Genomic DNA, 26,536 nt, shown 5'->3' on the forward strand with positions numbered 1-26,536 from the left:
CGTAGAAAGGGTATCCTGCAAGCCTGTCCTGGACTATCCTTGTCACGTCAGACACGCGTGTGTCGTTGTGCGCTTTTTTTGGGTGAAAGGAGTAAGAAAATGGCGACAGGAAAGTCCTGCTCTCGCTGGTTTGCGCCTCTTGCGGCGTTATTAATGGTAGTTAGCCTGAGTGGGTGTTTTGATAAAGAAGGCGATCAGCGTAAAGCGTTTATCGACTTCCTGCAGAATACAGTGATGCGTAGCGGTGAACGTCTACCAACCCTGACTGCCGATCAGAAAAAACAGTTTGGTCCTTTTGTCTCTGATTACGCGATTCTGTATGGTTATTCTCAGCAGGTGAATCAGGCGATGGATTCCGGTCTGCGCCCGGTTGTAGACAGCGTTAACGCAATTCGCGTACCGCAGGATTACGTTACGCAAAGCGGTCCGCTGCGTGAAATGAACGGTTCGCTGGGTGTGCTGGCGCAACAACTGCAAAATGCGAAGTTGCAGGCCGATGCTGCGCACTCTGCGCTAAAACAGAGCGATGATTTGAAACCGGTCTTTGATCAGGCATTCACCAAAGTGGTAACGACGCCAGCTGATGCATTGCAACCGTTGATTCCGGCGGCACAAACTTTCACGCAACAACTGGTGATGGTTGGAGACTACATTGCTCAGCAAGGTACTCAGGTGAGCTTTGTCGCAAATGGCATCCAGTTCCCGACTTCACAGCAGGCAAGTGAATATAACAAACTGATTGCGCCATTACCGGCACAGCATCAGGCGTTTAATCAGGCCTGGACTACAGCAGTTACTGCAACCCAATAAAGAGTAAAAGCCCGAGCGATTATCGGGCTTTACTCTACGCAGTCGCGGCTTAGTCCGCGACGTGCGGATTCACACAGTTCTTCTCAACCTTTCCTTGTAACGCATCAATCAAATTATCCACGGCACAGGCGGCCATGCCATAACGCGTCTCATGGGTGGCAGATCCAATATGCGGTACTGCGACGACGTTGGCCATTGAGAGCAACGGCGAATCTACGGACAGTGGCTCTTGTTCGAAGACATCCAGCCCGGCAGCGTGAATTTCGCCTTTCTGCAATGCTGCGATCAGTGCATTTTCGTCAACCACCGGGCCACGTCCGGCATTAATGAAAATGGCGGAGGATTTCATTTTGGCGAATTGTTCTGCGCCAAACAGATGATGCGTCTCATCAGTTAACGGCAGGATCAGGCAAACGAAATCTGACTCTTGTAACAGAGTATCCAAATCGCAGTAGCGGGCGTTGAAGCGTTCTTCTGCTTCTTTATGGTGGCGGCGCGCGTTATAGAGGATGGGCATGTTGAAGCCAAAGTGCGCACGTTGTGCCAGCGCCATGCCGATCCGTCCCATCCCGACAATGCCCAGTGTTTTATGGTGAACGTCAGTGCCGTACCAGTCCGGGCCTATGCTCGCGGTCCATTCGCCTGCTTTTACCCGTTCTGCTACCTCCACAACCCGACGAGCGGTAGACAACACCAGCGCCATCAGCGTATCGGCGACGGTTTCTGTTAATACGGTTGGCGTGTGCATCAGCAGAATTTTTCGGGCGGTAAGCGCATCGACATCAAAATTGTCATAGCCGACGGAGATCGTTGATGTGGCACGCAGTTTCGGCATTTTTTCCAGCAATGCGGCATTTACATTCTCGTTTGAACCCAGTAAACCTTCAGCTTCGGCAAAAATTGCTGCATTTTGTTCGACGGTTTGTGGGCTGAGGTTTGCCACCTGGTGAACGGTGAAATGCTCTTGCAGGCGTTGCAGTAAATCATCAGGTAAGGCTTTGTAGAGGATAACGGACGGCTTCATGCTTCTCTCCATTCACTGATAAGGCGATCACCTTAGCCTGAAATATGATGAAGGAAAACTGAAGAATGCCAGGTGATTTCTGCATCACCTGGCATGAAAGGGATTACAGCGGGCTTAAGGTAATTTCTACACGGCGGTTTTGCGCCTTACCTTCTGCGGTGCTGTTGCTGGCGATTGGGTTAGCCGGGCCAAGGCCCTGAGTACGGATGCGGCTGGCGTCCACGCCCTGGGTGATCAACGCGCTGGCAACGGAATCCGCACGTTGCTGGGAGAGACGCATGTTCAGGTCGTGACCACCCGTGCTGTCGGTATAACCAATCACGTTAACCGCCGTTTTCGGATACTCTTTCAGTACCATTGCCACGCCGGTCAGGGTGTTAGCGCCCGCCGGTTTCAGGGTCGCGCTGCTGCTGTCGAAGGTCACATTGTTCGGCATATTGAGGATAATGTTATCCCCGCTGCGGGTTACGCTAACACCAGTGCCGCGCATTTTGTCGCGCAGCTTCGCTTCCTGCACATCCATGTAATAACCAACGCCGCCGCCCAGAGCTGCGCCTGCTGCTGCGCCAATCAGCGCGCCTTTACCGCGATCTTTCTTCGAAGAAGAGAGCGCACCAATACCCGCGCCCACGAGAGAGCCCAGACCTGCGCCGATAGCAGATTTACCTGCTTCGCGTTCGCCGGTGTAAGGGTTAGTTGTGCAGCCAGATACCGCCAGAGCGCCACTCACTACGGCGGCAATAAGATAAACACGTTTCTTCATTGTTAATCCTTAATAACCTTTTTATTCTTTGCCACGGGTTCCGTGGCGGGAGATTATGCCGCGTGAACATGAAGATTATTCCTGGGAATACTCGGAAATTTGTAAGTAATATTTAACTGCTCAATACATCTAACCTTTCAGGAGTCTTCGGTTTGGCCAACTCATCCTCACGATATTCCGTTCTGACTGCCGCCCATTGGGGGCCCATGCTGGTTGAAACCGACGGCGAAACCGTGTTTAGCTCGCGTGGCGCGTTAGCCACAGGAATGGAAAACTCCTTGCAGAGCGCGGTTCGCGACCAGGTTCACAGCAATACGCGGGTACGATTTCCAATGGTGCGAAAAGGCTTTCTTGCGTCACCGGAAAACCCGCAAGGCATTCGTGGGCAGGATGAATTTGTTCGCGTGAGTTGGGATGAGGCGCTGGATCTTATTCACCAACAACATAAACGCATTCGTGAGGCTTATGGTCCGGCATCGATTTTTGCTGGTTCCTACGGCTGGCGTTCAAACGGCGTGCTGCATAAGGCCTCGACATTATTACAACGCTATATGGCGCTGGCAGGCGGTTATACCGGGCATCTGGGGGATTATTCGACCGGCGCGGCACAGGCGATCATGCCGTATGTCGTGGGTGGTAGTGAAGTTTATCAACAGCAGACCAGTTGGCCGCTGGTGCTGGAACATAGCGATGTCGTGGTGCTGTGGAGTGCTAACCCACTCAATACGCTGAAAATTGCGTGGAATGCATCCGATGAGCAGGGGCTTTCTTACTTTTCTGCACTGCGTGACAGCGGGAAAAAGCTGATCTGCATTGATCCAATGCGATCGGAAACCGTCGATTTCTTTGGCGATAAAATGGAGTGGGTGGCACCGCACATGGGCACCGATGTTGCGCTGATGCTGGGGATCGCCCATACGCTGGTGGAAAATGGTTGGCACGACGAAGCGTTTCTGGCGCGTTGCACCACAGGTTATGCCGTCTTCGCCTCTTATTTGCTGGGCGAGAGTGACGGAATAGCGAAAACCGCCGAATGGGCAGCAGAGATTTGTGGTGTTGGCGCAGCGAAAATCCGCGAGCTGGCGGCTATTTTCCACCAAAATACCACCATGCTGATGGCAGGCTGGGGAATGCAGCGCCAACAGTTTGGTGAGCAAAAACACTGGATGATCGTCACGCTGGCAGCAATGTTGGGGCAAATCGGCACACCCGGCGGCGGTTTTGGTCTTTCTTACCATTTTGCCAATGGTGGTAACCCCACGCGGCGTTCTGCGGTGCTCTCTTCCATGCAGGGCAGCTTGCCGGGTGGCTGCGATGCGGTGGATAAAATCCCTGTTGCCCGCATTGTTGAAGCACTGGAAAACCCTGGTGGCGCATATCAACACAACGGTATGAACCGACATTTCCCGGATATTCGTTTTATCTGGTGGGCGGGCGGTGCCAACTTTACTCATCATCAGGATACCAATCGCCTGATCCGTGCCTGGCAAAAACCGGAGCTGGTGGTGATCTCTGAATGCTTCTGGACGGCGGCGGCAAAACACGCGGATATCGTTCTGCCTGCGACTACCTCTTTTGAGCGTAATGATCTCACCATGACCGGTGATTACAGTAATCAGCATCTGGTGCCGATGAAGCAAGTGGTGCCGCCACGCTATGAAGCGCGTAATGATTTTGATGTTTTTGCCGAGTTAAGTGAACGCTGGGAGAAGGGCGGTTATGCACGTTTTACGGAAGGAAAAAGTGAGCTGCAATGGCTGGAAACGTTTTATAACGTTGCCCGACAGCGCGGGGCAAGCCAGCAGGTTGAATTGCCGCCATTTGCTGAGTTCTGGCAAGCCAACCAGTTAATTGAGATGCCGGAAAACCCGGACAGCGAGCGGTTTATTCGCTTCGCTGATTTTTGCCGCGATCCGCTGGCGCATCCGTTAAAAACCGCCAGCGGCAAGATTGAAATCTTCTCACAGCGTATTGCCGATTACGGTTACCCGGATTGCCCTGGGCATCCAATGTGGCTGGAGCCGGACGAATGGCAGGGCAATGCCGAACCAGAACAGTTGCAGGTACTTTCTGCCCATCCGGCGCACCGCCTGCACAGCCAGCTGAATTACAGTTCTCTGCGCGAATTGTACGCGGTGGCAAATCGTGAGCCTGTCACCATTCATCCTGACGATGCCCAGGAGCGCGGCATACAAGATGGCGATACTGTTCGGTTGTGGAACGCACGCGGGCAAATTCTTGCCGGAGCGGTCATTAGCGAGGGAATTAAACCTGGCGTGATTTGCATTCACGAAGGGGCATGGCCGGATCTGGATTTAACCGCTGACGGTATTTGTAAAAACGGCGCAGTGAACGTGCTGACCAAAGATCTCCCCAGCTCGCGGCTGGGGAATGGCTGTGCGGGTAATACGGCGCTGGCATGGCTGGAAAAATACAACGGTCCGGAACTGACACTTACAGCGTTTGAACCACCGGCCAGCTCATAATCCATGTGGGTAGTTGGGTTTCATCCTGCCATGCGCAATCGACAATGTGAAAACCCTGTGCCTGGTAAAAATTTATCGCCGGTTGATTTTTTTGATAAACCTCCAGCATCAGGTGGGGATGGCGCTGCTGCACATACTGCATCAGCGCCTTACCAATACCGCGCCTGACGGCCTTCGGTGCGACAAACATCGCTGCCAGAAATCGGCCTTCCATAATGCTGACAAAACCGAGAAGCTTACCGTCTTCTTCCCAGACCCAGTTTTGCGCGTTGGCAAGATAGGCATCCCGCACCAGCGGAATGCAGTCACGCCAGTAATTCGCTTTTATAAAGGGATGCCCCCAGGTTGTACTTTCCAGCCACAGTTCGAGGATCGCGGGGAGTTCTGAACGTTGCGCTTCCCGAATCATGGTTTATTTCCCGGATAGCAACAGCAGCCAACCACATGATCATTCACCAGCCCACATGCCTGCATAAAGGAGTAACAGATTGTGGTGCCGACAAACTTAAAACCACGTTTTTTCAGTGCCTTAGATAGGGCGTCGGAGGCGGACGTAGATGTGGGAATTTCGCTCAACGTTGTGGCTTGTGTCACCTGTGGCTGATGATTTACAAACGACCAGACAAAGTCGACAAACGGTTCGCCGTTCTGTTCCATTTGCAGGTACGCCCGCGCATTACCAATAATTGCCTGAATTTTCCCTCGATGGCGGATAATCCCGGCGTCCTGTACCAGTCTTTCGACATCCTCTTCCTGCATTGCTGCGACCTTCACCGGATCGAACTGATGAAAGCAGGCGCGATAGTTTTCGCGTTTTTTGAGGACGGTGATCCACGATAATCCAGCCTGCTGCCCTTCAAGGCAGATCATTTCGAACAGTTTTTTACTGTCAGTTTCAGGCACGCCCCACTCATTATCATGGTAGGCAATATAAAGCGGGTCCTGACTCACCCAGCCGCAACGTTCCATACTTTCCCTCGCTATGTACCCGATCGTAAAAATTTCAGCCGCTTTTCTTGACGCATCGGTGAAAAAGTCAATATTTAATACAGGGCTACTATGCCCGATATCCTTCATACAATGACAATAATATTGCCGAATTCGGCTCTTCCCTGGAGTCGTGTTAATGATCATAAAAAAAAGCGGTGGTCGCTGGCAGCTAAGCCTGCTGGCGAGCGTGGTAATCAGTGCCTTTTTTCTCAACACAGCTTACGCCTGGCAACAAGAATATATCGTTGATACGCAACCCGGACTTTCCACAGAGCGTTACACCTGGGATAGTGATCATCAACCTGATTACAACGATATTTTGTCGCAACGTATTCAAAGTAGCCAAAGGGCGCTGGGACTGGAAGTCAATCTGGCGGAAGAAACCCCTGTGGATGTGACCAGCAGTATGAGTATGGGCTGGAATTTTCCTTTATATGAACAGGTTACAACCGGCCCGGTCGCGGCATTACATTACGATGGCACAACCACCTCGATGTATAACGAGTTTGGCGACAGTACTACCACGCTGACCGATCCGTTATGGCATGCCAGCGTGAGTACCTTAGGCTGGCGTGTTGACTCCCGGCTTGGCGATCTCCGACCCTGGGCGCAAATCAGCTATAACCAGCAATTTGGCGAGAATATCTGGAAGGCGCAATCAGGCCTGAGCCGGATGACGGCGACAAACCAGAACGGCAACTGGCTGGATGTCACCGTAGGCGCTGATATGTTGCTCAATCAAAATATTGCCGCCTATGCCGCGCTAACTCAGGCAGAAAATACCACTAATAATAGCGACTATCTGTATACGATGGGGGTTAGCGCCAGATTTTAACGTAACAGTCACAATTGAAACCATTAAATAACAATAGTTGTGGCGATAGTGGGTGCTAACTTACCAAATAATAAATTTGGTGAATAATTGTCGCGTCATTCATTCCTGAACTAAGGCATTTCATTCCGTTCTGATGGCATTTCATGCCGTTTTTCCCCAGGCATAAAGTGCACTTCGTTATGGTTGTCGGCAGAGATTTTTCCTTTTTATTACTGCAGGAATACTGCCATGACACCTTCAAATTATCAGCGTACCCGCTGGCTGACACTCATCGGTACTATCATTACCCAGTTTGCGCTGGGGTCGGTTTATACCTGGAGCCTGTTTAATGGCGCGCTTTCCGCCAAGCTGGATGCGCCGGTAAGCCAGGTCGCTTTCTCTTTCGGCTTGTTAAGTCTGGGGCTGGCAATTTCGTCTTCTGTTGCGGGCAAATTACAGGAACGTTTTGGCGTTAAACGCGTCACCATGGCTTCCGGCATTTTGCTGGGATTAGGCTTCTTCCTGACAGCGCATTCTGACAACCTGATGATGCTGTGGTTAAGCGCCGGTGTGCTGGTGGGACTGGCAGATGGCGCGGGTTATCTGCTGACGCTCTCTAACTGTGTGAAGTGGTTCCCGGAGCGTAAAGGTCTGATCTCCGCGTTCGCTATCGGTTCTTATGGTCTGGGTAGCCTGGGTTTCAAATTTATCGACACGCAGCTGCTGGAAACGGTCGGTCTGGAAAAAACCTTTGTGATTTGGGGAGCGATTGCGCTGTTGATGATTGTTTTCGGCGCAACGTTAATGAAAGACGCACCAAAACAGGAAGTGAAAACCAGCAATGGTGTGGTGGAGAAAGATTACACGCTGGCAGAGTCGATGCGTAAACCGCAGTACTGGATGTTAGCGGTAATGTTCCTGACCGCCTGCATGAGCGGCCTGTACGTGATTGGGGTAGCGAAAGATATCGCCCAAAGTCTGGCACACCTTGATGTGGTTTCCGCAGCCAATGCAGTCACTGTTATTTCCATCGCCAACCTTTCAGGTCGTCTGGTGCTGGGTATTCTGTCTGACAAAATCGCCCGTATCCGTGTTATTACCATTGGTCAGGTGATATCGCTGGTGGGTATGGCGGCCCTGCTGTTTGCACCATTGAATGCAGTGACGTTCTTTGCAGCGATTGCCTGCGTGGCATTTAACTTTGGCGGCACTATTACCGTCTTTCCGTCACTGGTCAGTGAGTTCTTTGGCCTCAATAACCTGGCGAAAAACTACGGTGTGATTTATCTCGGTTTCGGTATCGGTAGCATTTGTGGTTCGATTATCGCCTCACTGTTTGGCGGCTTCTATGTGACCTTCTACGTGATTTTCGCCCTGCTGATTCTGTCATTGGCGCTTTCTACGACGATTCGTCAGCCAGAGCAGAAAATGTTGCGTGAGGCGCATGGCTCCCTTTAATGCTCAGCCGCGAGCTACTGGGCTTCAGCTTCCGTGTGCATCAAACGCATCAACGAAATGTATAAACAATGACTCGTAAAATTTGGGCCAATTAACTGGCCCTTTTTACTGCTTTTTGTAACGCTAAAGTCTCTTTTCAAACTTGCATTTTTGTAAATTTGTGCTTCATGCACACTCTTTCCCCACACTTTTTCCCTTTGCTGTGGTCTACTTATTCGCGCGTGTAGATTTTACTTATCTGACTACCTCCGCACTTTTTCCCTGCCGGGCCTGAAAAGCCACTAAGCAGGGTGTTATCACCTGTTTGTCCAGGGTTTGTTTGCATGAGATACATCAAATCGATTACACAGCAGAAGCTGAGCTTTTTGCTTGCAATCTATATTGGCCTTTTTATGAATGGCGCGGTTTTTTACCGCCGCTTCGGCAGCTATGCGCACGATTTTACCGTCTGGAAAGGCATTTCTGCTGTTGTTGAACTGGCCGCCACCGTACTGGTGACCTTCTTTTTACTACGTCTTCTTTCGCTGTTTGGCCGCCGCAGCTGGCGTATTCTGGCATCGCTGGTGGTGCTCTTTTCCGCAGGTGCCAGCTATTACATGACCTTCCTTAATGTGGTCATTGGTTATGGCATCATCGCTTCCGTCATGACCACCGATATCGACCTGTCAAAAGAAGTTGTTGGTCTGAACTTTATTCTCTGGTTAATCGCCGTTAGTGCATTGCCTCTTATCCTTATCTGGAATAACCGCTGTCGCTACACCTTGCTCCGACAACTGCGAACCCCAGGGCAGCGTATTCGCAGCCTGGCGGTCGTCGTACTGGCGGGTATTATGGTTTGGGCACCGATTCGTTTGCTGGATATCCAGCAGAAGAAAGTGGAGAGGGCGACCGGCGTTGATTTGCCGAGTTATGGCGGTGTCGTAGCGAACTCTTATCTGCCATCAAACTGGCTTTCTGCGTTGGGGCTGTATGCCTGGGCGCGGGTCGATGAATCTTCCGATAATAATTCATTGCTTAATCCGGCGAAGAAATTCACTTATCAGGCACCGCAAAACGTTGATGACACTTATGTCGTGTTTATCATCGGTGAAACCACGCGTTGGGACCATATGGGTATTTTCGGCTATGAGCGTAATACCACGCCGAAACTGGCCCAGGAGAAAAATCTGGCGGCGTTCCGTGGTTACTCCTGTGATACCGCAACCAAACTCTCACTGCGTTGCATGTTTGTACGTCAGGGGGGCGCGGAAGATAATCCGCAGCGCACATTAAAAGAACAGAACATTTTCGCGGTTCTGAAGCAGTTAGGATTCAGTTCTGACCTCTACGCTATGCAGAGCGAAATGTGGTTCTACAGCAACACGATGGCGGACAACATTGCTTATCGTGAGCAGATTGGTGCGGAGCCACGTAATCGTGGCAAGCCGGTAGATGATATGTTGCTGGTAGACGAAATGCAGCAATCGCTAGGGCGCAACCCGGATGGTAAGCATCTGATCATTCTGCATACCAAAGGTTCGCATTTTAACTACACCCAGCGTTATCCGCGTAGCTTCGCGCAGTGGAAGCCGGAATGTATTGGTGTTGATAGCGGCTGTACCAAAGCGCAGATGATCAACTCCTATGACAACTCGGTGACCTATGTGGATCACTTTATCTCCAGCGTGATTGATCAGGTTCGCGATAAGAAAGCGATTGTGTTCTACGCAGCTGACCACGGTGAGTCAATTAATGAACGCGAGCACCTGCACGGCACGCCGCGTGAACTGGCACCGCCGGAGCAGTTCCGCGTACCGATGATGGTCTGGATGTCAGATAAATATCTGGAAAATCCGGCCAATGCGCAGGCGTTTGCGCAGCTGAAAAAAGAAGCCGACATGAAAGTGCCACGCCGTCACGTAGAGCTGTACGATACCATCATGGGTTGTCTTGGCTATACTTCACCGGATGGTGGAATTAACGAAAACAACAACTGGTGTCACATCCCGCAGGCAAAAGAGGCAGCGGCTAACTAAGCGGCCTGCTGACTTTCTCGCCGATCAAAAGGCATTTTGCTATTAAGGGATTGACGAGGGCGTATCTGCGCAGTAAGATGCGCCCCGCATTCGGTGATTGGCGCAGCCTGGTAGCGCACTTCGTTCGGGACGAAGGGGTCGGAGGTTCGAATCCTCTATCACCGACCAAATTCGAAAAGCCTGCTCAACGAGCAGGCTTTTTTGCATCTGCAGCTCATGAGGATGAGAACCTCCGGGGGCAGGGAGGTTCGACTCGAGCGAAGCGAGAGAACGTTGCGCCAGCAACGGCCCGCAGGGCGAGCCACGAAGTGGCGAGTAATCCTCTATCACCGACCAAATTCGAAAAGCCTGCTCAACGAGCAGGCTTTTTTGCATCTGCAGCTCATGAGGATGAGAACCTCCGGGGGCAGGGAGGTTCGACTCGACGTAGGCCTGATAAGACGCGTCAGCGTCGCATCAGGCAAATGTGCCGGCCATTGTCGGATGCGGCGCGACCGCCTTATTCGACCTACACGACACACATTTCCCTGCCAAATTTGCGCCCCATATCTCACTATCCATTAACGGATTTGTGACAGAAACCATTGTCTTTTTTTATATTTGCTTAAATCTTTTTTTGCGTTACTTATGGCTGGCCCTGGCATTTTCCGCTGTGCGTTTTAGCGTTCATGGTATTAATCGCTCAGATATCCACCTTTTCCTCAGATTTTTTTCATTAAATGCATAAAACTTAATCACCAAATGTTGCTAAATATTAAGCTGATTGTTCTGGTCATGTTGGAGTAGCACAAATTTCTCTGCTGCAAATAGCTGTTTGAAGTTTTTTTAATCTTTGTTTGTGGATTCTCACCGTTGGTGTAAATCCCGGTTGGCTGTATTGACGTTTTCACATTCTGTTGATAGATTGTAGGTCACGAGGGGCATTTTATGGAGGATCCGCACTGTTACACTGATGTTAATTAGTACGGCATCCCCACCTCATAACGTTGACCCGACCGGGCAAAAAACAAAAAAGGTCAGGCAGCGACAACCCACTGCAAAGGGTTAAAACAACAAACATCACAATTGGAGCAGAATAATGCGTATTTCCTTGAAAAAGTCAGGGATGCTGAAGCTTGGTCTCAGCCTGGTGGCTATGACCGTCGCAGCAAGTGTTCAGGCTAAAACTCTGGTTTATTGCTCAGAAGGATCTCCGGAAGGGTTTAACCCGCAGCTGTTTACCTCCGGCACCACCTATGACGCCTCTTCCGTCCCGCTTTATAACCGTCTGGTTGAATTTAAAATCGGCACCACCGAAGTGATCCCGGGCCTCGCTGAAAAGTGGGAAGTCAGCGAAGACGGTAAAACCTATACCTTCCATCTGCGTAAAGGTGTGAAGTGGCACGACAATAAAGAATTCAAACCGACGCGTGAACTGAACGCCGATGATGTGGTGTTCTCGTTCGATCGTCAGAAAAACGCGCAAAACCCGTACCATAAAGTTTCTGGCGGCAGCTACGAATACTTCGAAGGCATGGGCTTGCCAGAGCTGATCAGTGAAGTGAAAAAGGTGGACGACAACACCGTTCAGTTTGTGCTGACTCGCCCGTCAGCGCCGTTCCTCGCTGACCTGGCAATGGACTTCGCCTCTATTCTGTCAAAAGAATATGCTGATGCGATGATGAAAGCCGGTACACCGGAAAAACTGGACCTCAACCCAATCGGAACCGGTCCGTTCCAGTTACAGCAGTATCAAAAAGATTCCCGTATCCGCTACAAAGCGTTTGATGGCTACTGGGGCACCAAACCGCAGATCGATACGCTGGTTTTCTCTATTACCCCTGACGCTTCCGTGCGTTACGCGAAATTGCAGAAGAATGAATGCCAGGTGATGCCGTACCCGAACCCGGCAGATATCGCTCGCATGAAGCAGGATAAATCCATCAATCTGATGGAAATGCCGGGGCTGAACGTCGGTTATCTCTCGTATAACGTGCAGAAAAAACCACTCGATGACGTGAAAGTTCGCCAGGCTCTGACCTACGCGGTGAACAAAGACGCGATCATCAAAGCGGTTTATCAGGGCGCGGGCGTATCAGCGAAAAACCTGATCCCGCCAACCATGTGGGGCTATAACGACGACGTTCAGGACTACACCTACGATCCTGAAAAAGCGAAAGCCTTGCTGAAAGAAGCGGGTCTGGAAAAAGGTTTCTCCATCGACCTGTGGGCGATGCCGGTACAACGTCCGTATAACCCGAACGCTCGCCGCATGGCGGAGATGATTCAGGCAGACTGGGCGAAAGTCGGCGTGCAGGCCAAAATTGTCACCTACGAATGGGGTGAGTACCTCAAGCGTGCGAAAGATGGCGAGCACCAGACGGTAATGATGGGCTGGACTGGCGATAACGGGGATCCGGATAACTTCTTCGCCACCCTGTTCAGCTGCGCCGCCTCTGAACAAGGCTCCAACTACTCAAAATGGTGCTACAAACCGTTTGAAGATCTGATTCAACCGGCGCGTGCTACCGACGACCACAATAAACGCGTTGAACTGTACAAACAAGCGCAGGTGGTGATGCACGATCAGGCTCCGGCACTGATCATCGCTCACTCCACCGTGTTTGAACCGGTACGTAAAGAAGTTAAAGGCTATGTGGTTGATCCATTAGGCAAACATCACTTCGAAAACGTCTCTATCGAATAATTAAAAGCCATACAAGACTGATGGCAAAGGCAAAAATGCCTGATGCGCTCCGCTTATCAGGCCTACGAAAATTCTGCAATGTATTGAATTTGCACGATTTTGTAGGCCGGATAAGGCGTTAACGCCGCATCCGGCATAAACAAAGCGCACTTTGTCAACAATCTGTATACCCGGTGGCGCTGTGCCTCTGCGTGCAGCGCCATCCGGCAGCAATACTTCATTCCCTGTCCGATAAGGGCGGGAATTGATTTGTGAGCAATACAGACACGCAGTTCCAGGCTGCGGGTCACTATAGAGAATCCGGGTTATGTTGCAGTTTATTCTCCGACGTTTGGGACTCGTCATCCCCACGTTTATCGGTATTACCCTTCTCACATTTGCCTTTGTCCACATGATCCCGGGCGATCCGGTGATGATCATGGCGGGCGAACGTGGGATCTCCCCAGAGCGTCACGCGCAGCTGCTGGCTGAACTCGGCTTAGATAAACCGATGTGGCAGCAGTATCTCCATTACATTTGGGGCGTTATGCATGGCGATCTAGGCATTTCAATGAAAAGCCGCATCCCGGTTTGGGAAGAGTTCGTGCCGCGCTTCCAGGCCACGCTGGAACTTGGCGTCTGCGCGATGATTTTTGCTACGGCAGTCGGTATTCCGGTCGGCGTGCTGGCTGCGGTTAAACGCGGTTCCATTTTCGATCACACAGCGGTTGGCCTGGCGCTGACAGGTTATTCAATGCCTATCTTCTGGTGGGGCATGATGCTGATCATGCTGGTTTCGGTGCACTGGAACCTGACGCCCGTCTCCGGTCGCGTGAGCGATATGGTGTTCCTCGATGACTCCAATCCGTTAACCGGTTTTATGCTAATCGACACCGCCATCTGGGGTGAAGACGGCAACTTTATCGATGCCGTCGCCCATATGATCTTGCCTGCCATTGTGCTGGGTACTATTCCGCTGGCGGTCATTGTGCGTATGACACGCTCCTCGATGCTGGAAGTGCTGGGCGAGGATTACATCCGCACCGCGCGCGCCAAAGGGCTAACCCGCATGCGGGTGATTATCGTCCATGCGCTGCGTAACGCGATGCTGCCGGTGGTGACCGTTATCGGCCTGCAGGTGGGAACATTGCTGGCGGGGGCGATTCTGACCGAAACCATCTTCTCGTGGCCCGGTCTGGGACGCTGGTTGATTGACGCACTGCAACGCCGCGACTATCCGGTAGTGCAGGGCGGCGTATTGCTGGTGGCGACGATGATTATCCTCGTCAACTTGCTGGTCGATCTGCTGTACGGCGTGGTGAACCCGCGTATTCGTCATAAGAAGTAAGGGGACATCATGTCACAGGTTACTGAAAATAAAGTGATTAGCGCACCGGTGCCGATGACCCCGTTACAGGAGTTCTGGCACTATTTTAAACGCAACAAAGGCGCGGTCGTCGGGCTGGTTTACGTCGTCATCGTGCTGTTCATCGCGATCTTTGCCAACTGGATTGCACCCTATAACCCGGCGGAACAGTTCCGCGATGCACTGCTCGCCCCGCCAGCCTGGCAGGAAGGCGGCAGCATGGCGCACTTGCTGGGCACCGATGACGTAGGCCGTGATGTGCTGTCGCGCCTGATGTACGGTGCGCGCCTGTCGCTGCTGGTTGGCTGTCTGGTAGTTGTGTTATCGCTGATTATGGGCGTTATTCTCGGCCTGATCGCCGGTTACTTTGGCGGCCTGGTCGATAACATCATTATGCGCGTGGTCGATATCATGCTGGCGCTGCCAAGTCTGCTGCTGGCGCTGGTGCTGGTGGCAATTTTCGGCCCGTCGATTGGTAACGCCGCGCTGGCACTGACCTTCGTTGCCTTGCCGCACTATGTGCGCTTAACCCGCGCCGCCGTGCTGGTGGAAGTTAACCGCGATTACGTCACCGCGTCTCGCGTGGCGGGTGCCGGGGCGATGCGTCAGATGTTTATTAACATCTTCCCGAACTGCCTTGCGCCGCTGATTGTTCAGGCGTCGCTCGGTTTCTCTAACGCCATTCTCGATATGGCTGCTCTTGGTTTCCTCGGCATGGGGGCACAGCCGCCAACGCCTGAGTGGGGCACCATGCTCTCCGACGTGTTGCAGTTCGCGCAAAGCGCCTGGTGGGTCGTGACCTTCCCGGGTCTGGCGATCCTGCTGACGGTGCTGGCATTTAACCTGATGGGTGACGGTCTGCGTGACGCGCTCGATCCCAAACTGAAGCAGTAAGAGGTTCGAGATGGCGTTATTAAATGTAGATAAATTATCGGTGCATTTCGGCGACGAAAGCGCGCCGTTCCGCGCCGTAGACCGCATCAGCTACAGCGTAAAACAGGGCGAAGTGGTCGGGATTGTGGGTGAGTCCGGCTCCGGTAAGTCGGTCAGTTCACTGGCGATTATGGGGCTGATTGATTATCCGGGCCGCGTAATGGCAGAAAAACTGGAGTTTAACGGCCAGGATTTGCAGCGTATCTCAGAAAAAGAGCGCCGCAACCTGGTGGGTGCCGAAGTGGCGATGATCTTCCAGGACCCGATGACCAGCCTTAACCCGTGCTACACCGTGGGTTTCCAGATTATGGAAGCGATTAAGGTGCATCAGGGCGGCAACAAAAGTACCCGCCGTCAGCGAGCGATTGACCTGCTGAATCAGGTCGGTATTCCCGATCCGGCATCGCGTCTGGATGTTTACCCGCATCAGCTTTCCGGCGGCATGAGCCAGCGCGTGATGATCGCCATGGCGATTGCCTGTCGGCCAAAACTGCTGATTGCCGATGAACCGACCACCGCGCTGGACGTGACCATTCAGGCGCAAATCATCGAACTACTGCTGGAGCTACAGCAGAAAGAGAACATGGCGCTGGTGTTAATTACCCATGACCTGGCGCTGGTGGCGGAAGCGGCACATAAAATCATCGTGATGTATGCAGGCCAGGTGGTGGAAACCGGTGATGCGCACGCCATCTTCCATGCGCCGCGTCACCCGTATACTCAGGCATTGCTGCGTGCGCTGCCAGAATTTGCTCAGGACAAAGAACGTCTGGCGTCGTTGCCAGGTGTCGTTCCCGGCAAGTACGACCGCCCGAACGGCTGCCTGCTTAACCCGCGCTGCCCCTATGCCACTGACAGATGTCGCGCTGAAGAACCGGCGCTGAATATGCTCGCTGACGGGCGTCAGTCCAAATGCCATTACCCACTTGATGATGCCGGGAGGCCGACACTATGAGTACGCAAGAGGCCACCCTGCAACAACCGCTGTTGCAGGCTATCGACCTGAAAAAACATTATCCGGTGAAGAAAGGCATGTTCGCGCCGGAACGTCTGGTTAAAGCGCTGGATGGCGTTTCGTTTAACCTTGAACGTGGCAAAACGCTGGCAGTAGTGGGCGAATCTGGCTGCGGTAAATCGACCCTCGGTCGGTTGCTGACGATGATTGAAATGCCCACCGGTGGCGAGCTGTATTACCAGGGGCAGGATCTGCTTAAGCACGATCCGCAGGCGCAGAAGCTGCGTCGGCAGAAAATCCAGATCGTCTTCCAGAACCCTTACGGTTCGCTGAATCCGCGTAAAAAAGTCGGGCAAATTCTTGAAGAGCCGCTGCTGATCAACACCAGCTTAAGCAAAGAACAGCGTCGGGAAAAAGCCCTGTCGATGATGGCGAAAGTCGGCCTGAAAACCGAGCACTATGACCGCTATCCGCATATGTTCTCCGGCGGTCAGCGTCAGCGTATCGCCATCGCCCGTGGTCTGATGCTCGACCCGGATGTGGTGATTGCCGATGAACCGGTTTCCGCGCTGGATGTTTCAGTGCGCGCGCAGGTGCTGAATCTGATGATGGATTTGCAGCAGGAGTTGGGGCTGTCTTATGTCTTTATCTCCCACGACCTGTCGGTGGTGGAGCACATTGCTGATGAAGTGATGGTGATGTACCTGGGCCGCTGCGTGGAGAAGGGAACGAAAGACCAAATCTTCAATAACCCGCGCCATCCGTACACTCAGGCGCTACTTTCCGCGACGCCGCGCCTGAACCCGGACGATCGCCGCGAGCGCATCAAGCTCAGCGGTGAACTACCAAGCCCACTGAATCCACCGCCGGGTTGCGCCTTCAACGCCCGCTGTCGTCGGCGCTTCGGCCCCTGCACCCAGTTGCAGCCGCAGCTAAAAGACTACGGCGGTCAACTGGTAGCTTGTTTTGCTGTTGATCAGGATGAAAATCCGCAGCGTTAACTCACAAAACCGGGGCCATGCGCTCCGGTTTACTCAATCAGCTTCAACAGTGGCGACAAGCATAGCAAAATGCCGTACAGCAGAATCAGCCAGGCTTTAAATCCGCGAAGTTTTTCCAGTTGTGCGACTTTATAGATCAGGAAAAACGGAATGAGGCACGACACAATACCATATAACGGGCTTCCCAACTGAAAGAACACCAGCACCGATACACGAAACGAAACCCAAATCGTCAACGTAATGACGATAAAAGCGCAGATCGCCAGAGTCAGCACGCGTGAGTTAATTTTCTTGGTATCAATAATTCGGCTTAACAGATTGAGAATAATGCCTTTAATGGCCTCGTGGAAACCGAGATAAATGCCAAAGAATGCGGTCAGTACGGCAAAGATATTAAGCACCGTAGAGGTGATATGAATGATATGCCCAGGGATCACCTGCGCGGCCAGCGCCAGTGCTGAGATATTTTGTTCAAAGGCAGAAACGGCTTCTTCGTGGCTAATTGAGAAGGTAAACGAAAAGGCAAAAAACAGGATCACCGCGATGAGCGTGATATAACTAATTCGGTGGGTACGCAGCGCGAGCCGGGTTGCCAGTACTTTATCCGCTTCCCGTTTACGATAGGCAATATTCATTGGGTTAAGTACCTGAATAAATACTGCAGAAAAGAAGCAAAATGGAATGGTAAGCAAGACATCGCGGAAAAAGACGGAGGCTTGCGGGAAGGCGGTTATATTGGCGAAATTCCAGTGCGGGATCATCGCAAAACCGAACACGACAATAATCCCTACTTTGACCACCACCATTGGCCCGGAAATCTTAAACAGTAATCGTTCACCACCAGACGCAATCGCCACCAGTACGGCGAAAATAGCGACTTTATAAAGTAGAGATTGTGAAAGATCGGCATCGGTTAAACCGAAGGTTTTCAGGTACGAGGCGCTGTCGAAAACCACGGAGAGAGAGTAGATAAAAATCCCGTGGATAATCATCAAAAAGTAGATAACCCCGAGGAAAATTCCCCAGTTCTTCCCCAGGTAATGACTGATAATATCGGTGTAGTCATTACAGGAATCGCTTTCAGAAAGGGTTTTTAAATAAATGTCCTGCACTACCCAGGTGGCAGGATAAGCAATGATCGCTGCGGTAATAAATACCCAAATTCCCTTCAAGCCAATTTGTACTGGCATCAGCACGGTTCCGGCACCAATCGCCATGCCTATGCATAATAAAACCCAGCCGAAGTCGTAGCGTGTAAACGGCAATTTCTGATTGTGTTTCGATAGTGTGTTGTGCTGCATAAAGTCCTGTCCAGAAAGAAGTCGGCCTCGCAAAAATGAATAAACCCAGTTTCTCTTGCGCAACAGGTGGAGAAGTCGAATACGCAGTATGTAAAAAATGAGGCAACAGATTCACTGGGGAGGTCGCGAGGAGGCGCAATTCTACAAAATTGCGCATTTCACTACCAGTCTGGAGTCAGCCCGGATATGAACTGCAACTATTGCAAATAAAGAAATTAAGCTGGAAGGCATCGCGCAATGAGGAAGATTGCCGGGTGCTGACAGTAAAAAGCAATCGTAGAATCAGCGGCAAGCCGGAAAGGTTCCGGTGAGGCGCAATGTTGCGGGGGCTTTATCCCTGGTGGCATTGGTTGCTGGAGAGAGAAAACCCCCGCACGTTGCAGGTATGCACCTGACAACACCACGGGGGCTAATCTTGACTCTAGACCACTCAAGAATAGCCGCGAAACGTTGTCATTACAACACAGGCGGCTATATGACGTTCGCAGAGCTGGGCATGGCCTTCTGGCATGATTTAGCGGCTCCGGTCATTGCTGGCATTCTTGCCAGTATGATCGTGAACTGGCTGAACAAGCGGAAGTAACGTGTCATGCGGGCGTCAGGCTGCCGTAATGGCAATTTGCGCCCGGACCAGGCCGCAGGGGGGAAACTCTGCGGCCTTTTTCGTTCTTACTGCGGGTAAGGCACCCAGTCGCCGCCGTTCAGGCGAACGTACGGTTTATCCTGGTATTGAATAACTACTGCATTTGAGTTCTCGGAGACCGGTGCTGTTTGTGGCAACCCACTGGTGAGTTTTTTCCAGTCAACATTGTCTTCGGTGAAAATCTTGCCATCGAGAACGCGAACCACCAGATCGGAGATAGCCAGGAAGCTGCTCGGTTGTTCGATGACAATCGGTGCCCCCTGATGCGGTGCCTTCATGCCGAAGAATTTCACCCCAACGGGGACGTCGGTGATAGACGGGCTAGGGATATCACGTAGGCCAGATACCTGCATTCTGTCGCCCTTCAGCGCGCCGCCGTGTTCCGGCACCACGACCACCATCACTTTACGACCCGATTTCTCAAGTTCAGTAAAGAAGGCGTCCAGTTCATCAAAGAATTTCTGCGCCCGCGCTTTGTAATCCGCTGTTTTGCTGACCCCCGGATAATGGTTGCCGTCATGCAGTGGAAGCGTGTTGTAGAACGTGGCACTACGGCTGTTTTTATCTTTTTCGGTAACGTCCAGCCAGCGGTTAAGCACAGCGGTATCGTCATAAACCGGCGAACCATCAAAGCCCAGCAAAATAACCGGCAGATTTGTTTGATCCATCAATTCGCTCTGCATGCCGCCATTTTCGCGAACTTCTTTCAAAAAACCGCCGAACTGGCCGTTATGTCCCATCATCAGGTGCTGGGTAAAGCCCAGTTTCGAAAGGTTATCAAACAGATAGCAGTCGTTATTTGCCGGTTGATACAGATTAGTGTGCGAAGTCTGCCCGCAGCTGGCGCGCAGTAAACGGATCGCCGCCGGGCCACTGTAGGAGGTGGCGGAGTTAAAGTTCTTGAACTCAATATCGAAATGCGACCACAGTGGATGCGACATCAACCCGGCGGCTTCTATATCCGACCAGGAAAGCGAACAGATGTTAATCACCAGTAGTTCAAATGGCTGAGCATCAGCGGGCAGCGAAGACGGGAAGGTCGATTTACGTTTCGCCTCCGCGTTATAGAAATTATTCAGCCAGGCGTTAAGGTTCGCCGTTGTTGGCGGTGCAGTTTGTGCGGGCATATCACCCACTACCGGTGCGCCACCCGTCGCCGCAACGGTTGCCGCTGCGTTACCACCCGTCGTTGTTACAGTGGTCGTCGGTTGTCCGGCTGGCCACAAGGAGAAACTTGGTCCCGCCAGGGTAAGTACGTTCAGCCATAGCAGTATGGCAACCACAAAAACGGTAATGCGAATCCATTGTGACAGGAATAACCAGGCCACTAATAAAACAAAAATGGCCCCAATCATCTGCCAGTTAATAAAGCGTGTGACAAGGTCGATTAAATAATCGGTACTGAACCCCGCCACCTGCGAACCCTGGCTCATTATGCTTTCCGGGCCAGGCAACCAGGTGTCATGCCAGAACAAAGCAAAGCCGATCGGCAGGGCAATCCAGTGGCGCAAGCGATGCAGGCTGTAGCGCGGAAGGGGCATCAGCAGAAACGCGGCAAACACCAAATTGAGGAGCGGATGGAAGTTAAGATATCCCGCCCACAACAGGCCGAACTTAACCAGAAAATAGAAGTTCCAGCCGGAAAGGCCGCGCCAGTATTGCCAGAGGGAAGAAGGCATGGCGGTATTTTGCGTAAATTGAGTCATTTTTTGGTTGCCCTGGCTTTTTCCGTGCGGCGTAACGTCCCGGCCGGTTTAACATAACGAGGTTTAGCAAAGAACAAACGTAAGGTGTCGCGAATGCGTCGCAAAGAGTGCCGCGCCAGATAGCCCAGCGGGAAAAATATCAGTGCGCAAACGACAATAATTTCAATGATATCGCTGATGGTCATCATGATGAGCGCTCCACAGCATCATCTAACAGTCGCATGGGTTCTGGTATTCGTCGCCAGTGGCGACCATCGTGCTCGGCATTGATGACCGGTTTAGAACTTTGCGTTAAAGGCAGCGGCATGCCCCATTGTTCTGGGGCAAGCAAGCGCATCTGCACCAGCTCGGCACTGATTTGATCATCTTCAAACCAGACCATACGGTTTGAGAAAATGTCGCCAGTAGGCAATGGGAAAATATGATTCAACGCGGTATCCAGATCGTTAATCCGACAGAATGAGAGAAACAGCACCAGCCGATTACCGCCAATGGTCATGATATCGCCGGTACGGTTAGGGCGACACAGCGTCAGGGCTTGTTCAACGCGGATACCCGGTACCGGACGTAGGGCAACCAGAACGCCTTTACCGTGGGCAGGTAATAGAGGGTTATTCATCATGTTGTTGACGGCATTACAGAACACATCCCACTTCTGGAAACCACGCAGTTTGAGCGGCTGGGTCATTGACAGCAAGGTAGTGATATCTTCCGGCACATAGCGACTAAACTTCTGCCCTTGCACGCTTTCGATCATCGTCAGACAACGGGAGAGTGGCGCATTCCACGGAATAACCATATTTGCACCGCAGGCCAATAACAAACGTTCATCGGTGGCGCGCAGGCTAGCGGTATTTTCCCGCACGAGGATTTTCATCGCACTACCGCGCTGGCGACGCAGGGTATGAATGCTGCGGGCCAGTGGCTCGATTTGCGCATTTTGCTGTAAAGAAAAGACCACCGTCGCCGCCTGAGCGGTACGGGCTTCATTGAACAGGACTTCGTTATTGTTGAACAGTTGCCAGTGTTCCGATAGCGGCGGCGCACCTTCCAGTACAGCAACATTACTCAGAATGCGTTTTTCGTCGCTGCGTGGTTGGATCTCCGCCTCTTCGCTTTGAACTAATGTCCAGATACCATTTTGTTGCTGAACGCTAAGCTGCTGACGGGCGCTGACCCCTTTTTCGTTGCACCAGAAGGCAATATCCAGCAAATGTTGGTCACCCTGAAAACGCAAACTGGCAAGACCAAAAAGTGAACGGTATTCCTCAAGCAACAATGAAAATTGTTTATCGTTATTATTTCCGGGATTAATTACCAAAAGCGAACAATGGTTTAACCTGCTCCATTTATTCATTTTATCCAACCATGAGCGAAGCCGCTCGGCAGGAATGTTTTGCCATGCGTTATTTGCGCAAACAAGAATAAAAAGGTAATTATGGGGATCAATAGAACACTGCAAATCACGGGTCAAATAGTATAGACCTTTTTCATGATTTAGCATTGAAAATAATTTTATTTTTTCCGGCCCTTGAGAATCATCTAATTGAAAGATTTTCGCCGGATCGCTGTCCATGCTAATGACCGCGACGTGTGCGGTTTCAGCCTGGGATGCAATTGTTTGATTCGCCAGACTGATAGCATCTTCATGGCGATCGACGTTAAACCACCAGACGCCGCCTGCTGGCATATGTCGCAGCTCATCCCATAATGATGAGATACCGATAGAGAATACAGGGTCCACAATGTCCCTCATGTCACCATTTTGTCTGATTATCAGTTTACTAGCGAAAGCTAAGAAATAAACCTACCATTGAAATTAAAACTTATCAGATTTAGCATGTGAATCAATTTAGAAGGTCACAAGACGTGTGATTTTAGTCTTTTCGTTTTTAACTTTTTCTGTTGCGTAACGGAAAGTCAAAAAGTGAGCAAATTCCCGTCTCGCCGTAAACAATAAACCGGCGAAATGCTCACGGTTAGAATTGTCTCATGAACGGTACGGTTATTTCATAGGGATCAAGCAAAATGAATAACAATGAACCAGATACTCTGCCTGATCCCGCGATAGGCTATATCTTCCAGAATGATATTGTGGCGTTAAAGCAGGCATTTTCACTGCCTGATATTGATTATGCCGATATTTCCCAACGCGAACAGTTGGCCGCGGCATTAAAACGCTGGCCGTTGCTGGCAGAGTTTGCGCAACAAAAGTAGGGGATTGGTGAATGGCCGTACTGGGATAGCAGGGGGTGCGGGGAGGCGTGGGGACAACAACCATCACCGCCGCATTAGCCTGGTCATTACAAATGTTGGGAGAAAATGTCCTGGTGGTCGATGCCTGCCCGGACAACTTGTTGCGCCTGTCATTTAATGTTGATTTTACCCACCGTCAGGGCTGGGCCAGAGCGATGCTGGATGGCCAGGACTGGCGTGACGCTGGGTTGCGCTACACCTCGCAGCTCGATTTGCTGCCTTTTGGTCAGTTATCCATTGAAGAACAAGAAAATCCACAGCACTGGCAAACCCGGCTGAGCGATATTTGCTCCGGCTTACAGCAACTAAAAGCCAGCGGGCGTTACCAGTGGATTTTAATCGACTTACCGCGTGATGCCTCGCAGATAACCCACCAGCTGCTGAGTTTGTGCGATCACTCGCTGGCAATCGTCAATGTGGATGCCAACTGCCATATCCGACTGCATCAGCAAGCGCTGCCGGATGGCGCACATATTTTGATTAATGACTTCCGTATTGGCAGTCAGGTTCAGGACGATATTTACCAGCTTTGGTTGCAAAGCCAGCGCCGATTACTGCCGATGCTCATTCATCGTGATGAAGCGATGGCTGAATGCCTGGCGGCTAAGCAACCAGTAGGTGAATATCGCAGTGATGCGCTGGCGGCTGAAGAGATACTGACGCTGGCGAACTGGTGCCTGTTGAACTACTCCGGGCTGAAAACGCCAGTCGGGAGTGCATCATGAGTATCCTGACCCGGTGGTTGCTTATCCCGCCGGTCAACGCGCGGCTTATCGGGCGTTATCGCGATTATCGTCGTCACGGTGCGTCGGCTTTCAGCGCGACGCTCGGCTGTTTCTGGATGATCCTGGCCTGGATTTTTATTCCGCTGGAGCACCCGCGCTGGCAGCGTATTCGCGCAGAACATAAAAACCTGTATCCGCATATCAACGCCTCGCGTCCGCGTCCGCTGGACCCGGTCCGTTATCTCATTCAAACATGCTGGTTATTGATCGGTGCATCGCGCAAAGAAACGCCGAAACCGCGCAGGCGGGCATTTTCAGGTCTGCAAAATATTCGTGGACGTTACCATCAATGGATGAACGAGCTGCCTGAGCGCGTTAGCCATAAAACACAGCATCTGGATGAGAAAAAAGAGCTCGGTCATTTGAGTGCCGGGGCGCGGCGGTTGATCCTCGGTATCATCGTCACCTTCTCGCTGATTCTGGCGTTAATCTGCGTTACTCAGCCGTTTAACCCGCTGGCGCAGTTTATCTTCCTGATGCTGCTGTGGGGGGTAGCGCTGATCGTACGGCGGATGCCGGGGCGCTTCTCGGCGCTAATGTTGATTGTGCTGTCGCTGACCGTTTCTTGCCGTTATATCTGGTGGCGTTACACCTCTACGCTGAACTGGGACGATCCGGTCAGCCTGGTGTGCGGGCTTATTCTGCTCTTCGCTGAAACGTACGCGTGGATTGTGCTGGTGCTCGGCTACTTCCAGGTAGTATGGCCGCTGAATCGTCAGCCGGTGCCATTGCCGAAAGATATGTCGCTGTGGCCGTCGGTGGATATCTTTGTCCCGACTTACAACGAAGATCTCAACGTGGTGAAAAATACCATTTACGCCTCGCTGGGTATCGACTGGCCGAAAGATAAGCTGAATATCTGGATCCTTGATGACGGCGGCAGGGAAGAGTTTCGCCAGTTTGCGCAAAACGTGGGGGTGAAATATATCGCCCGCACCACTCATGAACATGCGAAAGCAGGCAACATCAACAATGCGCTGAAATATGCCAAAGGCGAGTTCGTGTCGATTTTCGACTGCGACCACGTACCAACGCGATCGTTCTTGCAAATGACCATGGGCTGGTTCCTGAAAGAAAAACAGCTGGCGATGATGCAGACGCCGCACCACTTCTTCTCACCGGACCCGTTTGAACGCAACCTGGGGCGTTTCCGTAAAACGCCGAACGAAGGCACGCTGTTCTATGGTCTGGTGCAGGATGGCAACGATATGTGGGACGCCACTTTCTTCTGCGGTTCCTGTGCGGTGATTCGTCGTAAGCCGCTGGATGAAATTGGCGGCATTGCTGTCGAAACCGTGACTGAAGATGCGCATACTTCTCTGCGGTTGCACCGTCGTGGCTATACCTCCGCGTATATGCGTATTCCGCAGGCGGCGGGGCTGGCGACCGAAAGTCTGTCGGCGCATATCGGTCAGCGTATTCGCTGGGCGCGCGGGATGGTACAAATCTTCCGTCTCGATAACCCGCTCACCGGTAAAGGGCTGAAGTTTGCTCAGCGGCTATGTTACGTCAACGCCATGTTCCACTTCTTGTCGGGCATTCCACGGCTGATCTTCCTGACTGCGCCGCTGGCGTTCCTGCTGCTTCATGCCTACATCATCTATGCGCCAGCGTTGATGATCGCCCTATTCGTGCTGCCGCATATGATCCATGCCAGCCTGACCAACTCCAAGATCCAGGGCAAATATCGCCACTCTTTCTGGAGTGAAATCTACGAAACGGTGCTGGCGTGGTATATCGCACCACCGACGCTGGTGGCGCTGATTAACCCGCACAAAGGCAAATTTAACGTCACCGCCAAAGGTGGACTGGTGGAAGAAGAGTACGTCGACTGGGTGATCTCGCGGCCCTACATCTTCCTTGTCCTGCTCAACCTGGTGGGCGTTGCGGTAGGCATCTGGCGCTACTTCTATGGCCCGCCAACCGAGATGCTCACCGTGGTCGTCAGTATGGTGTGGGTGTTCTACAACCTGATTGTTCTTGGCGGCGCAGTTGCGGTATCGGTAGAAAGCAAACAGGTACGCCGATCGCACCGCGTGGAGATGACGATGCCCGCGGCAATTGCCCGCGAAGATGGTCACCTCTTCTCGTGTACCGTTCAGGATTTCTCCGACGGTGGTTTGGGGATCAAGATCAACGGTCAGGCGCAGATTCTGGAAGGGCAGAAAGTGAATCTGTTGCTTAAACGCGGTCAGCAGGAATACGTCTTCCCGACCCAGGTGGCGCGCGTGATGGGTAATGAAGTTGGGCTGAAATTAATGCCGCTCACCACCCAGCAACATATCGATTTTGTGCAGTGTACGTTTGCCCGTGCGGATACATGGGCGCTCTGGCAGGACAGCTACCCGGAAGATAAGCCGCTGGAAAGTCTGCTGGATATTCTGAAGCTCGGCTTCCGTGGCTACCGCCATCTGGCGGAGTTTGCGCCTTCTTCGGTGAAGGGCATATTCCGTGTGCTGACTTCTCTGGTTTCCTGGGTTGTATCGTTTATTCCGCGCCGCCCGGAGCGGAGCGAAACGGCACAACCATCGGATCAGGCTTTGGCTCAACAATGATGATAACGCG

Annotated in this window: 22 protein-coding genes, 1 tRNA gene and 1 other RNA gene; 16 read left to right on the forward strand and 8 right to left on the reverse strand. The window is 52.0% G+C overall.

Features of this window, described 5'->3' with window-relative positions:
• The first annotated feature begins 99 nt into the window (after nucleotides 1–99).
• Complete coding sequence (locus tag KXD89_RS00790) at nucleotides 100–810, forward strand: DUF3053 domain-containing protein (RefSeq protein WP_000190516.1); 711 nt, start codon at nucleotides 100–102, stop codon at nucleotides 808–810.
• Nucleotides 811–859: 49 nt separating this feature from the next.
• Here the strand turns inward: KXD89_RS00790 and ghrB are convergent, their stop codons facing one another.
• Nucleotides 860–1,834, reverse strand: coding sequence for a glyoxylate/hydroxypyruvate reductase GhrB (gene ghrB / locus KXD89_RS00795; RefSeq protein WP_000805038.1), 975 nt, complete (start codon nucleotides 1,832–1,834; stop codon nucleotides 860–862).
• 103 nt (nucleotides 1,835–1,937) lie between these two features.
• Nucleotides 1,938–2,597: an OmpA family lipoprotein gene (locus tag KXD89_RS00800; protein ID WP_000747625.1), complete on the reverse strand. Its 660-nt coding sequence runs from the start codon at nucleotides 2,595–2,597 to the stop codon at nucleotides 1,938–1,940.
• Between the two features lie 152 nt (nucleotides 2,598–2,749).
• Here KXD89_RS00800 and bisC point away from each other — a divergent pair, with 152 nt between their 5' ends.
• On the forward strand, nucleotides 2,750–5,083 hold the full coding sequence (gene bisC / locus KXD89_RS00805; protein ID WP_000013950.1) for a biotin sulfoxide reductase: 2,334 nt from the start codon (nucleotides 2,750–2,752) through the stop codon (nucleotides 5,081–5,083).
• On the opposite strand, the gene KXD89_RS00810 is transcribed toward bisC, so the two are convergent.
• Together KXD89_RS00810 and tag are read right to left on the reverse strand one after the other, a co-directional pair.
• Entirely contained in the window at nucleotides 5,052–5,492 is a 441-nt protein-coding gene (locus tag KXD89_RS00810; RefSeq protein ID WP_000617473.1) for an N-acetyltransferase, read from the reverse strand. The genes bisC and KXD89_RS00810 overlap by 32 nt on opposite strands.
• Nucleotides 5,489–6,052, reverse strand: a complete 564-nt coding sequence (tag, locus tag KXD89_RS00815; RefSeq protein WP_000438957.1) for a DNA-3-methyladenine glycosylase I — start codon at nucleotides 6,050–6,052, stop codon at nucleotides 5,489–5,491. The genes KXD89_RS00810 and tag overlap by 4 nt, the downstream gene beginning before the upstream one ends.
• 157 nt (nucleotides 6,053–6,209) lie before the next feature.
• Here tag and KXD89_RS00820 point away from each other — a divergent pair, with 157 nt between their 5' ends.
• The 10 genes from KXD89_RS00820 (at nucleotide 6,210) to dppF (ending at nucleotide 17,280) form a co-directional block, all read left to right on the forward strand.
• Entirely contained in the window at nucleotides 6,210–6,908 is a 699-nt protein-coding gene (locus KXD89_RS00820; protein WP_001299523.1) for an autotransporter outer membrane beta-barrel domain-containing protein, read from the forward strand.
• Between the two features lie 228 nt (nucleotides 6,909–7,136).
• Nucleotides 7,137–8,345 carry an MFS transporter gene (locus tag KXD89_RS00825; protein WP_000189019.1) on the forward strand — a complete coding sequence of 403 codons (1,209 nt, stop codon included), beginning with the start codon at nucleotides 7,137–7,139 and terminating at the stop codon, nucleotides 8,343–8,345.
• Between the two features lie 323 nt (nucleotides 8,346–8,668).
• Nucleotides 8,669–10,360, forward strand: a complete 1,692-nt coding sequence (eptB, locus tag KXD89_RS00830) for a kdo(2)-lipid A phosphoethanolamine 7''-transferase (protein WP_001269197.1) — start codon at nucleotides 8,669–8,671, stop codon at nucleotides 10,358–10,360.
• Nucleotides 10,361–10,451: 91 nt separating this feature from the next.
• Nucleotides 10,452–10,528 (forward strand) — tRNA-Pro (locus KXD89_RS00835).
• 34 nt (nucleotides 10,529–10,562) lie between these two features.
• Nucleotides 10,563–10,696, forward strand: a non-coding RNA gene (locus tag KXD89_RS00840) — RtT sRNA.
• Between the two features lie 742 nt (nucleotides 10,697–11,438).
• Nucleotides 11,439–13,046, forward strand: a complete 1,608-nt coding sequence (gene dppA / locus KXD89_RS00845; protein ID WP_072647354.1) for a dipeptide ABC transporter substrate-binding protein DppA — start codon at nucleotides 11,439–11,441, stop codon at nucleotides 13,044–13,046.
• A 307-nt stretch (nucleotides 13,047–13,353) separates the two neighbouring features.
• A complete protein-coding gene (gene dppB / locus KXD89_RS00850; RefSeq protein WP_000938855.1) occupies nucleotides 13,354–14,373 on the forward strand; it encodes a dipeptide ABC transporter permease DppB in 1,020 nt (339 codons plus the stop codon).
• Between the two features lie 9 nt (nucleotides 14,374–14,382).
• A complete protein-coding gene (dppC, locus tag KXD89_RS00855) occupies nucleotides 14,383–15,285 on the forward strand; it encodes a dipeptide ABC transporter permease DppC (RefSeq protein WP_000084677.1) in 903 nt (300 codons plus the stop codon).
• Between the two features lie 10 nt (nucleotides 15,286–15,295).
• Nucleotides 15,296–16,279, forward strand: a complete 984-nt coding sequence (dppD, locus tag KXD89_RS00860; RefSeq protein WP_001196486.1) for a dipeptide ABC transporter ATP-binding protein — start codon at nucleotides 15,296–15,298, stop codon at nucleotides 16,277–16,279.
• Nucleotides 16,276–17,280: a dipeptide ABC transporter ATP-binding subunit DppF gene (dppF, locus tag KXD89_RS00865; protein WP_000107012.1), complete on the forward strand. Its 1,005-nt coding sequence runs from the start codon at nucleotides 16,276–16,278 to the stop codon at nucleotides 17,278–17,280. The genes dppD and dppF overlap by 4 nt, the downstream gene beginning before the upstream one ends.
• A 29-nt stretch (nucleotides 17,281–17,309) precedes the next feature.
• On the opposite strand, the gene KXD89_RS00870 is transcribed toward dppF, so the two are convergent.
• Nucleotides 17,310–18,581 carry an aromatic amino acid transport family protein gene (locus tag KXD89_RS00870; RefSeq protein ID WP_001295225.1) on the reverse strand — a complete coding sequence of 424 codons (1,272 nt, stop codon included), beginning with the start codon at nucleotides 18,579–18,581 and terminating at the stop codon, nucleotides 17,310–17,312.
• Between the two features lie 475 nt (nucleotides 18,582–19,056).
• Here KXD89_RS00870 and ldrD point away from each other — a divergent pair, with 475 nt between their 5' ends.
• Nucleotides 19,057–19,164, forward strand: coding sequence for a type I toxin-antitoxin system toxic polypeptide LdrD (gene ldrD, locus KXD89_RS00875; RefSeq protein ID WP_000141634.1), 108 nt, complete (start codon nucleotides 19,057–19,059; stop codon nucleotides 19,162–19,164).
• Nucleotides 19,165–19,250: 86 nt separating this feature from the next.
• Here ldrD and bcsG read toward each other — a convergent pair whose 3' ends face one another.
• From bcsG to bcsE, 3 genes are read right to left on the reverse strand one after another with little or no spacing between them, the layout of a single operon-like run.
• Nucleotides 19,251–20,930 carry a cellulose biosynthesis protein BcsG gene (bcsG, locus tag KXD89_RS00880; protein WP_000191622.1) on the reverse strand — a complete coding sequence of 560 codons (1,680 nt, stop codon included), beginning with the start codon at nucleotides 20,928–20,930 and terminating at the stop codon, nucleotides 19,251–19,253.
• Nucleotides 20,927–21,118 (reverse strand): cellulose biosynthesis protein BcsF, encoded by a 192-nt coding sequence (gene bcsF / locus KXD89_RS00885; RefSeq protein ID WP_000988308.1) that lies wholly within the window; start codon nucleotides 21,116–21,118, stop codon nucleotides 20,927–20,929. The genes bcsG and bcsF overlap by 4 nt, the downstream gene beginning before the upstream one ends.
• The gene (bcsE, locus tag KXD89_RS00890) at nucleotides 21,115–22,686 is read right to left on the reverse strand and encodes a cellulose biosynthesis c-di-GMP-binding protein BcsE (RefSeq protein WP_001204931.1); all 1,572 of its coding nucleotides are present in this window, start codon (nucleotides 22,684–22,686) and stop codon (nucleotides 21,115–21,117) included. The genes bcsF and bcsE overlap by 4 nt, the downstream gene beginning before the upstream one ends.
• A 272-nt stretch (nucleotides 22,687–22,958) precedes the next feature.
• Here bcsE and bcsR point away from each other — a divergent pair, with 272 nt between their 5' ends.
• The 3 genes from bcsR to bcsA are packed head-to-tail and all read left to right on the forward strand — an operon-like array spanning nucleotide 22,959 to nucleotide 26,526.
• Entirely contained in the window at nucleotides 22,959–23,147 is a 189-nt protein-coding gene (gene bcsR, locus KXD89_RS00895) for a cellulose biosynthesis protein BcsR (RefSeq protein ID WP_001063318.1), read from the forward strand.
• Between the two features lie 35 nt (nucleotides 23,148–23,182).
• Nucleotides 23,183–23,911, forward strand: a complete 729-nt coding sequence (bcsQ, locus tag KXD89_RS00900) for a cellulose biosynthesis protein BcsQ (RefSeq protein WP_011310329.1) — start codon at nucleotides 23,183–23,185, stop codon at nucleotides 23,909–23,911.
• The gene (gene bcsA / locus KXD89_RS00905; RefSeq protein WP_000025892.1) at nucleotides 23,908–26,526 is read left to right on the forward strand and encodes a UDP-forming cellulose synthase catalytic subunit; all 2,619 of its coding nucleotides are present in this window, start codon (nucleotides 23,908–23,910) and stop codon (nucleotides 26,524–26,526) included. The genes bcsQ and bcsA overlap by 4 nt, the downstream gene beginning before the upstream one ends.
• The last annotated feature ends 10 nt before the right edge of the window (nucleotides 26,527–26,536 follow it).

Origin of the sequence: Escherichia sp. TC-EC600-tetX4 (assembly GCF_019356055.1) — a bacterium.
Lineage (GTDB): Bacteria > Pseudomonadota > Gammaproteobacteria > Enterobacterales > Enterobacteriaceae.

Excerpts from the sequence above, each read along its gene's own strand:
- KXD89_RS00790 (WP_000190516.1), top strand. The coding sequence starts at position 100 with ATGGCGACAGGAAAGTCCTGCTCTCGCTGGTTTGCGCCTCTTGCGGCG.
- ghrB (WP_000805038.1), bottom strand. The coding sequence starts at position 1,834 with ATGAAGCCGTCCGTTATCCTCTACAAAGCCTTACCTGATGATTTACTG.
- KXD89_RS00800 (WP_000747625.1), bottom strand. The coding sequence starts at position 2,597 with ATGAAGAAACGTGTTTATCTTATTGCCGCCGTAGTGAGTGGCGCTCTG.
- KXD89_RS00810 (WP_000617473.1), bottom strand. The coding sequence starts at position 5,492 with ATGATTCGGGAAGCGCAACGTTCAGAACTCCCCGCGATCCTCGAACTG.
- tag (WP_000438957.1), bottom strand. The coding sequence starts at position 6,052 with ATGGAACGTTGCGGCTGGGTGAGTCAGGACCCGCTTTATATTGCCTAC.
- KXD89_RS00820 (WP_001299523.1), top strand. The coding sequence starts at position 6,210 with ATGATCATAAAAAAAAGCGGTGGTCGCTGGCAGCTAAGCCTGCTGGCG.
- KXD89_RS00825 (WP_000189019.1), top strand. The coding sequence starts at position 7,137 with ATGACACCTTCAAATTATCAGCGTACCCGCTGGCTGACACTCATCGGT.
- eptB (WP_001269197.1), top strand. The coding sequence starts at position 8,669 with ATGAGATACATCAAATCGATTACACAGCAGAAGCTGAGCTTTTTGCTT.
- dppA (WP_072647354.1), top strand. The coding sequence starts at position 11,439 with ATGCGTATTTCCTTGAAAAAGTCAGGGATGCTGAAGCTTGGTCTCAGC.
- dppB (WP_000938855.1), top strand. The coding sequence starts at position 13,354 with ATGTTGCAGTTTATTCTCCGACGTTTGGGACTCGTCATCCCCACGTTT.
- dppC (WP_000084677.1), top strand. The coding sequence starts at position 14,383 with ATGTCACAGGTTACTGAAAATAAAGTGATTAGCGCACCGGTGCCGATG.
- dppD (WP_001196486.1), top strand. The coding sequence starts at position 15,296 with ATGGCGTTATTAAATGTAGATAAATTATCGGTGCATTTCGGCGACGAA.
- dppF (WP_000107012.1), top strand. The coding sequence starts at position 16,276 with ATGAGTACGCAAGAGGCCACCCTGCAACAACCGCTGTTGCAGGCTATC.
- KXD89_RS00870 (WP_001295225.1), bottom strand. The coding sequence starts at position 18,581 with ATGCAGCACAACACACTATCGAAACACAATCAGAAATTGCCGTTTACA.
- ldrD (WP_000141634.1), top strand. The coding sequence starts at position 19,057 with ATGACGTTCGCAGAGCTGGGCATGGCCTTCTGGCATGATTTAGCGGCT.
- bcsG (WP_000191622.1), bottom strand. The coding sequence starts at position 20,930 with ATGACTCAATTTACGCAAAATACCGCCATGCCTTCTTCCCTCTGGCAA.
- bcsF (WP_000988308.1), bottom strand. The coding sequence starts at position 21,118 with ATGATGACCATCAGCGATATCATTGAAATTATTGTCGTTTGCGCACTG.
- bcsE (WP_001204931.1), bottom strand. The coding sequence starts at position 22,686 with ATGAGGGACATTGTGGACCCTGTATTCTCTATCGGTATCTCATCATTA.
- bcsR (WP_001063318.1), top strand. The coding sequence starts at position 22,959 with ATGAATAACAATGAACCAGATACTCTGCCTGATCCCGCGATAGGCTAT.
- bcsA (WP_000025892.1), top strand. The coding sequence starts at position 23,908 with ATGAGTATCCTGACCCGGTGGTTGCTTATCCCGCCGGTCAACGCGCGG.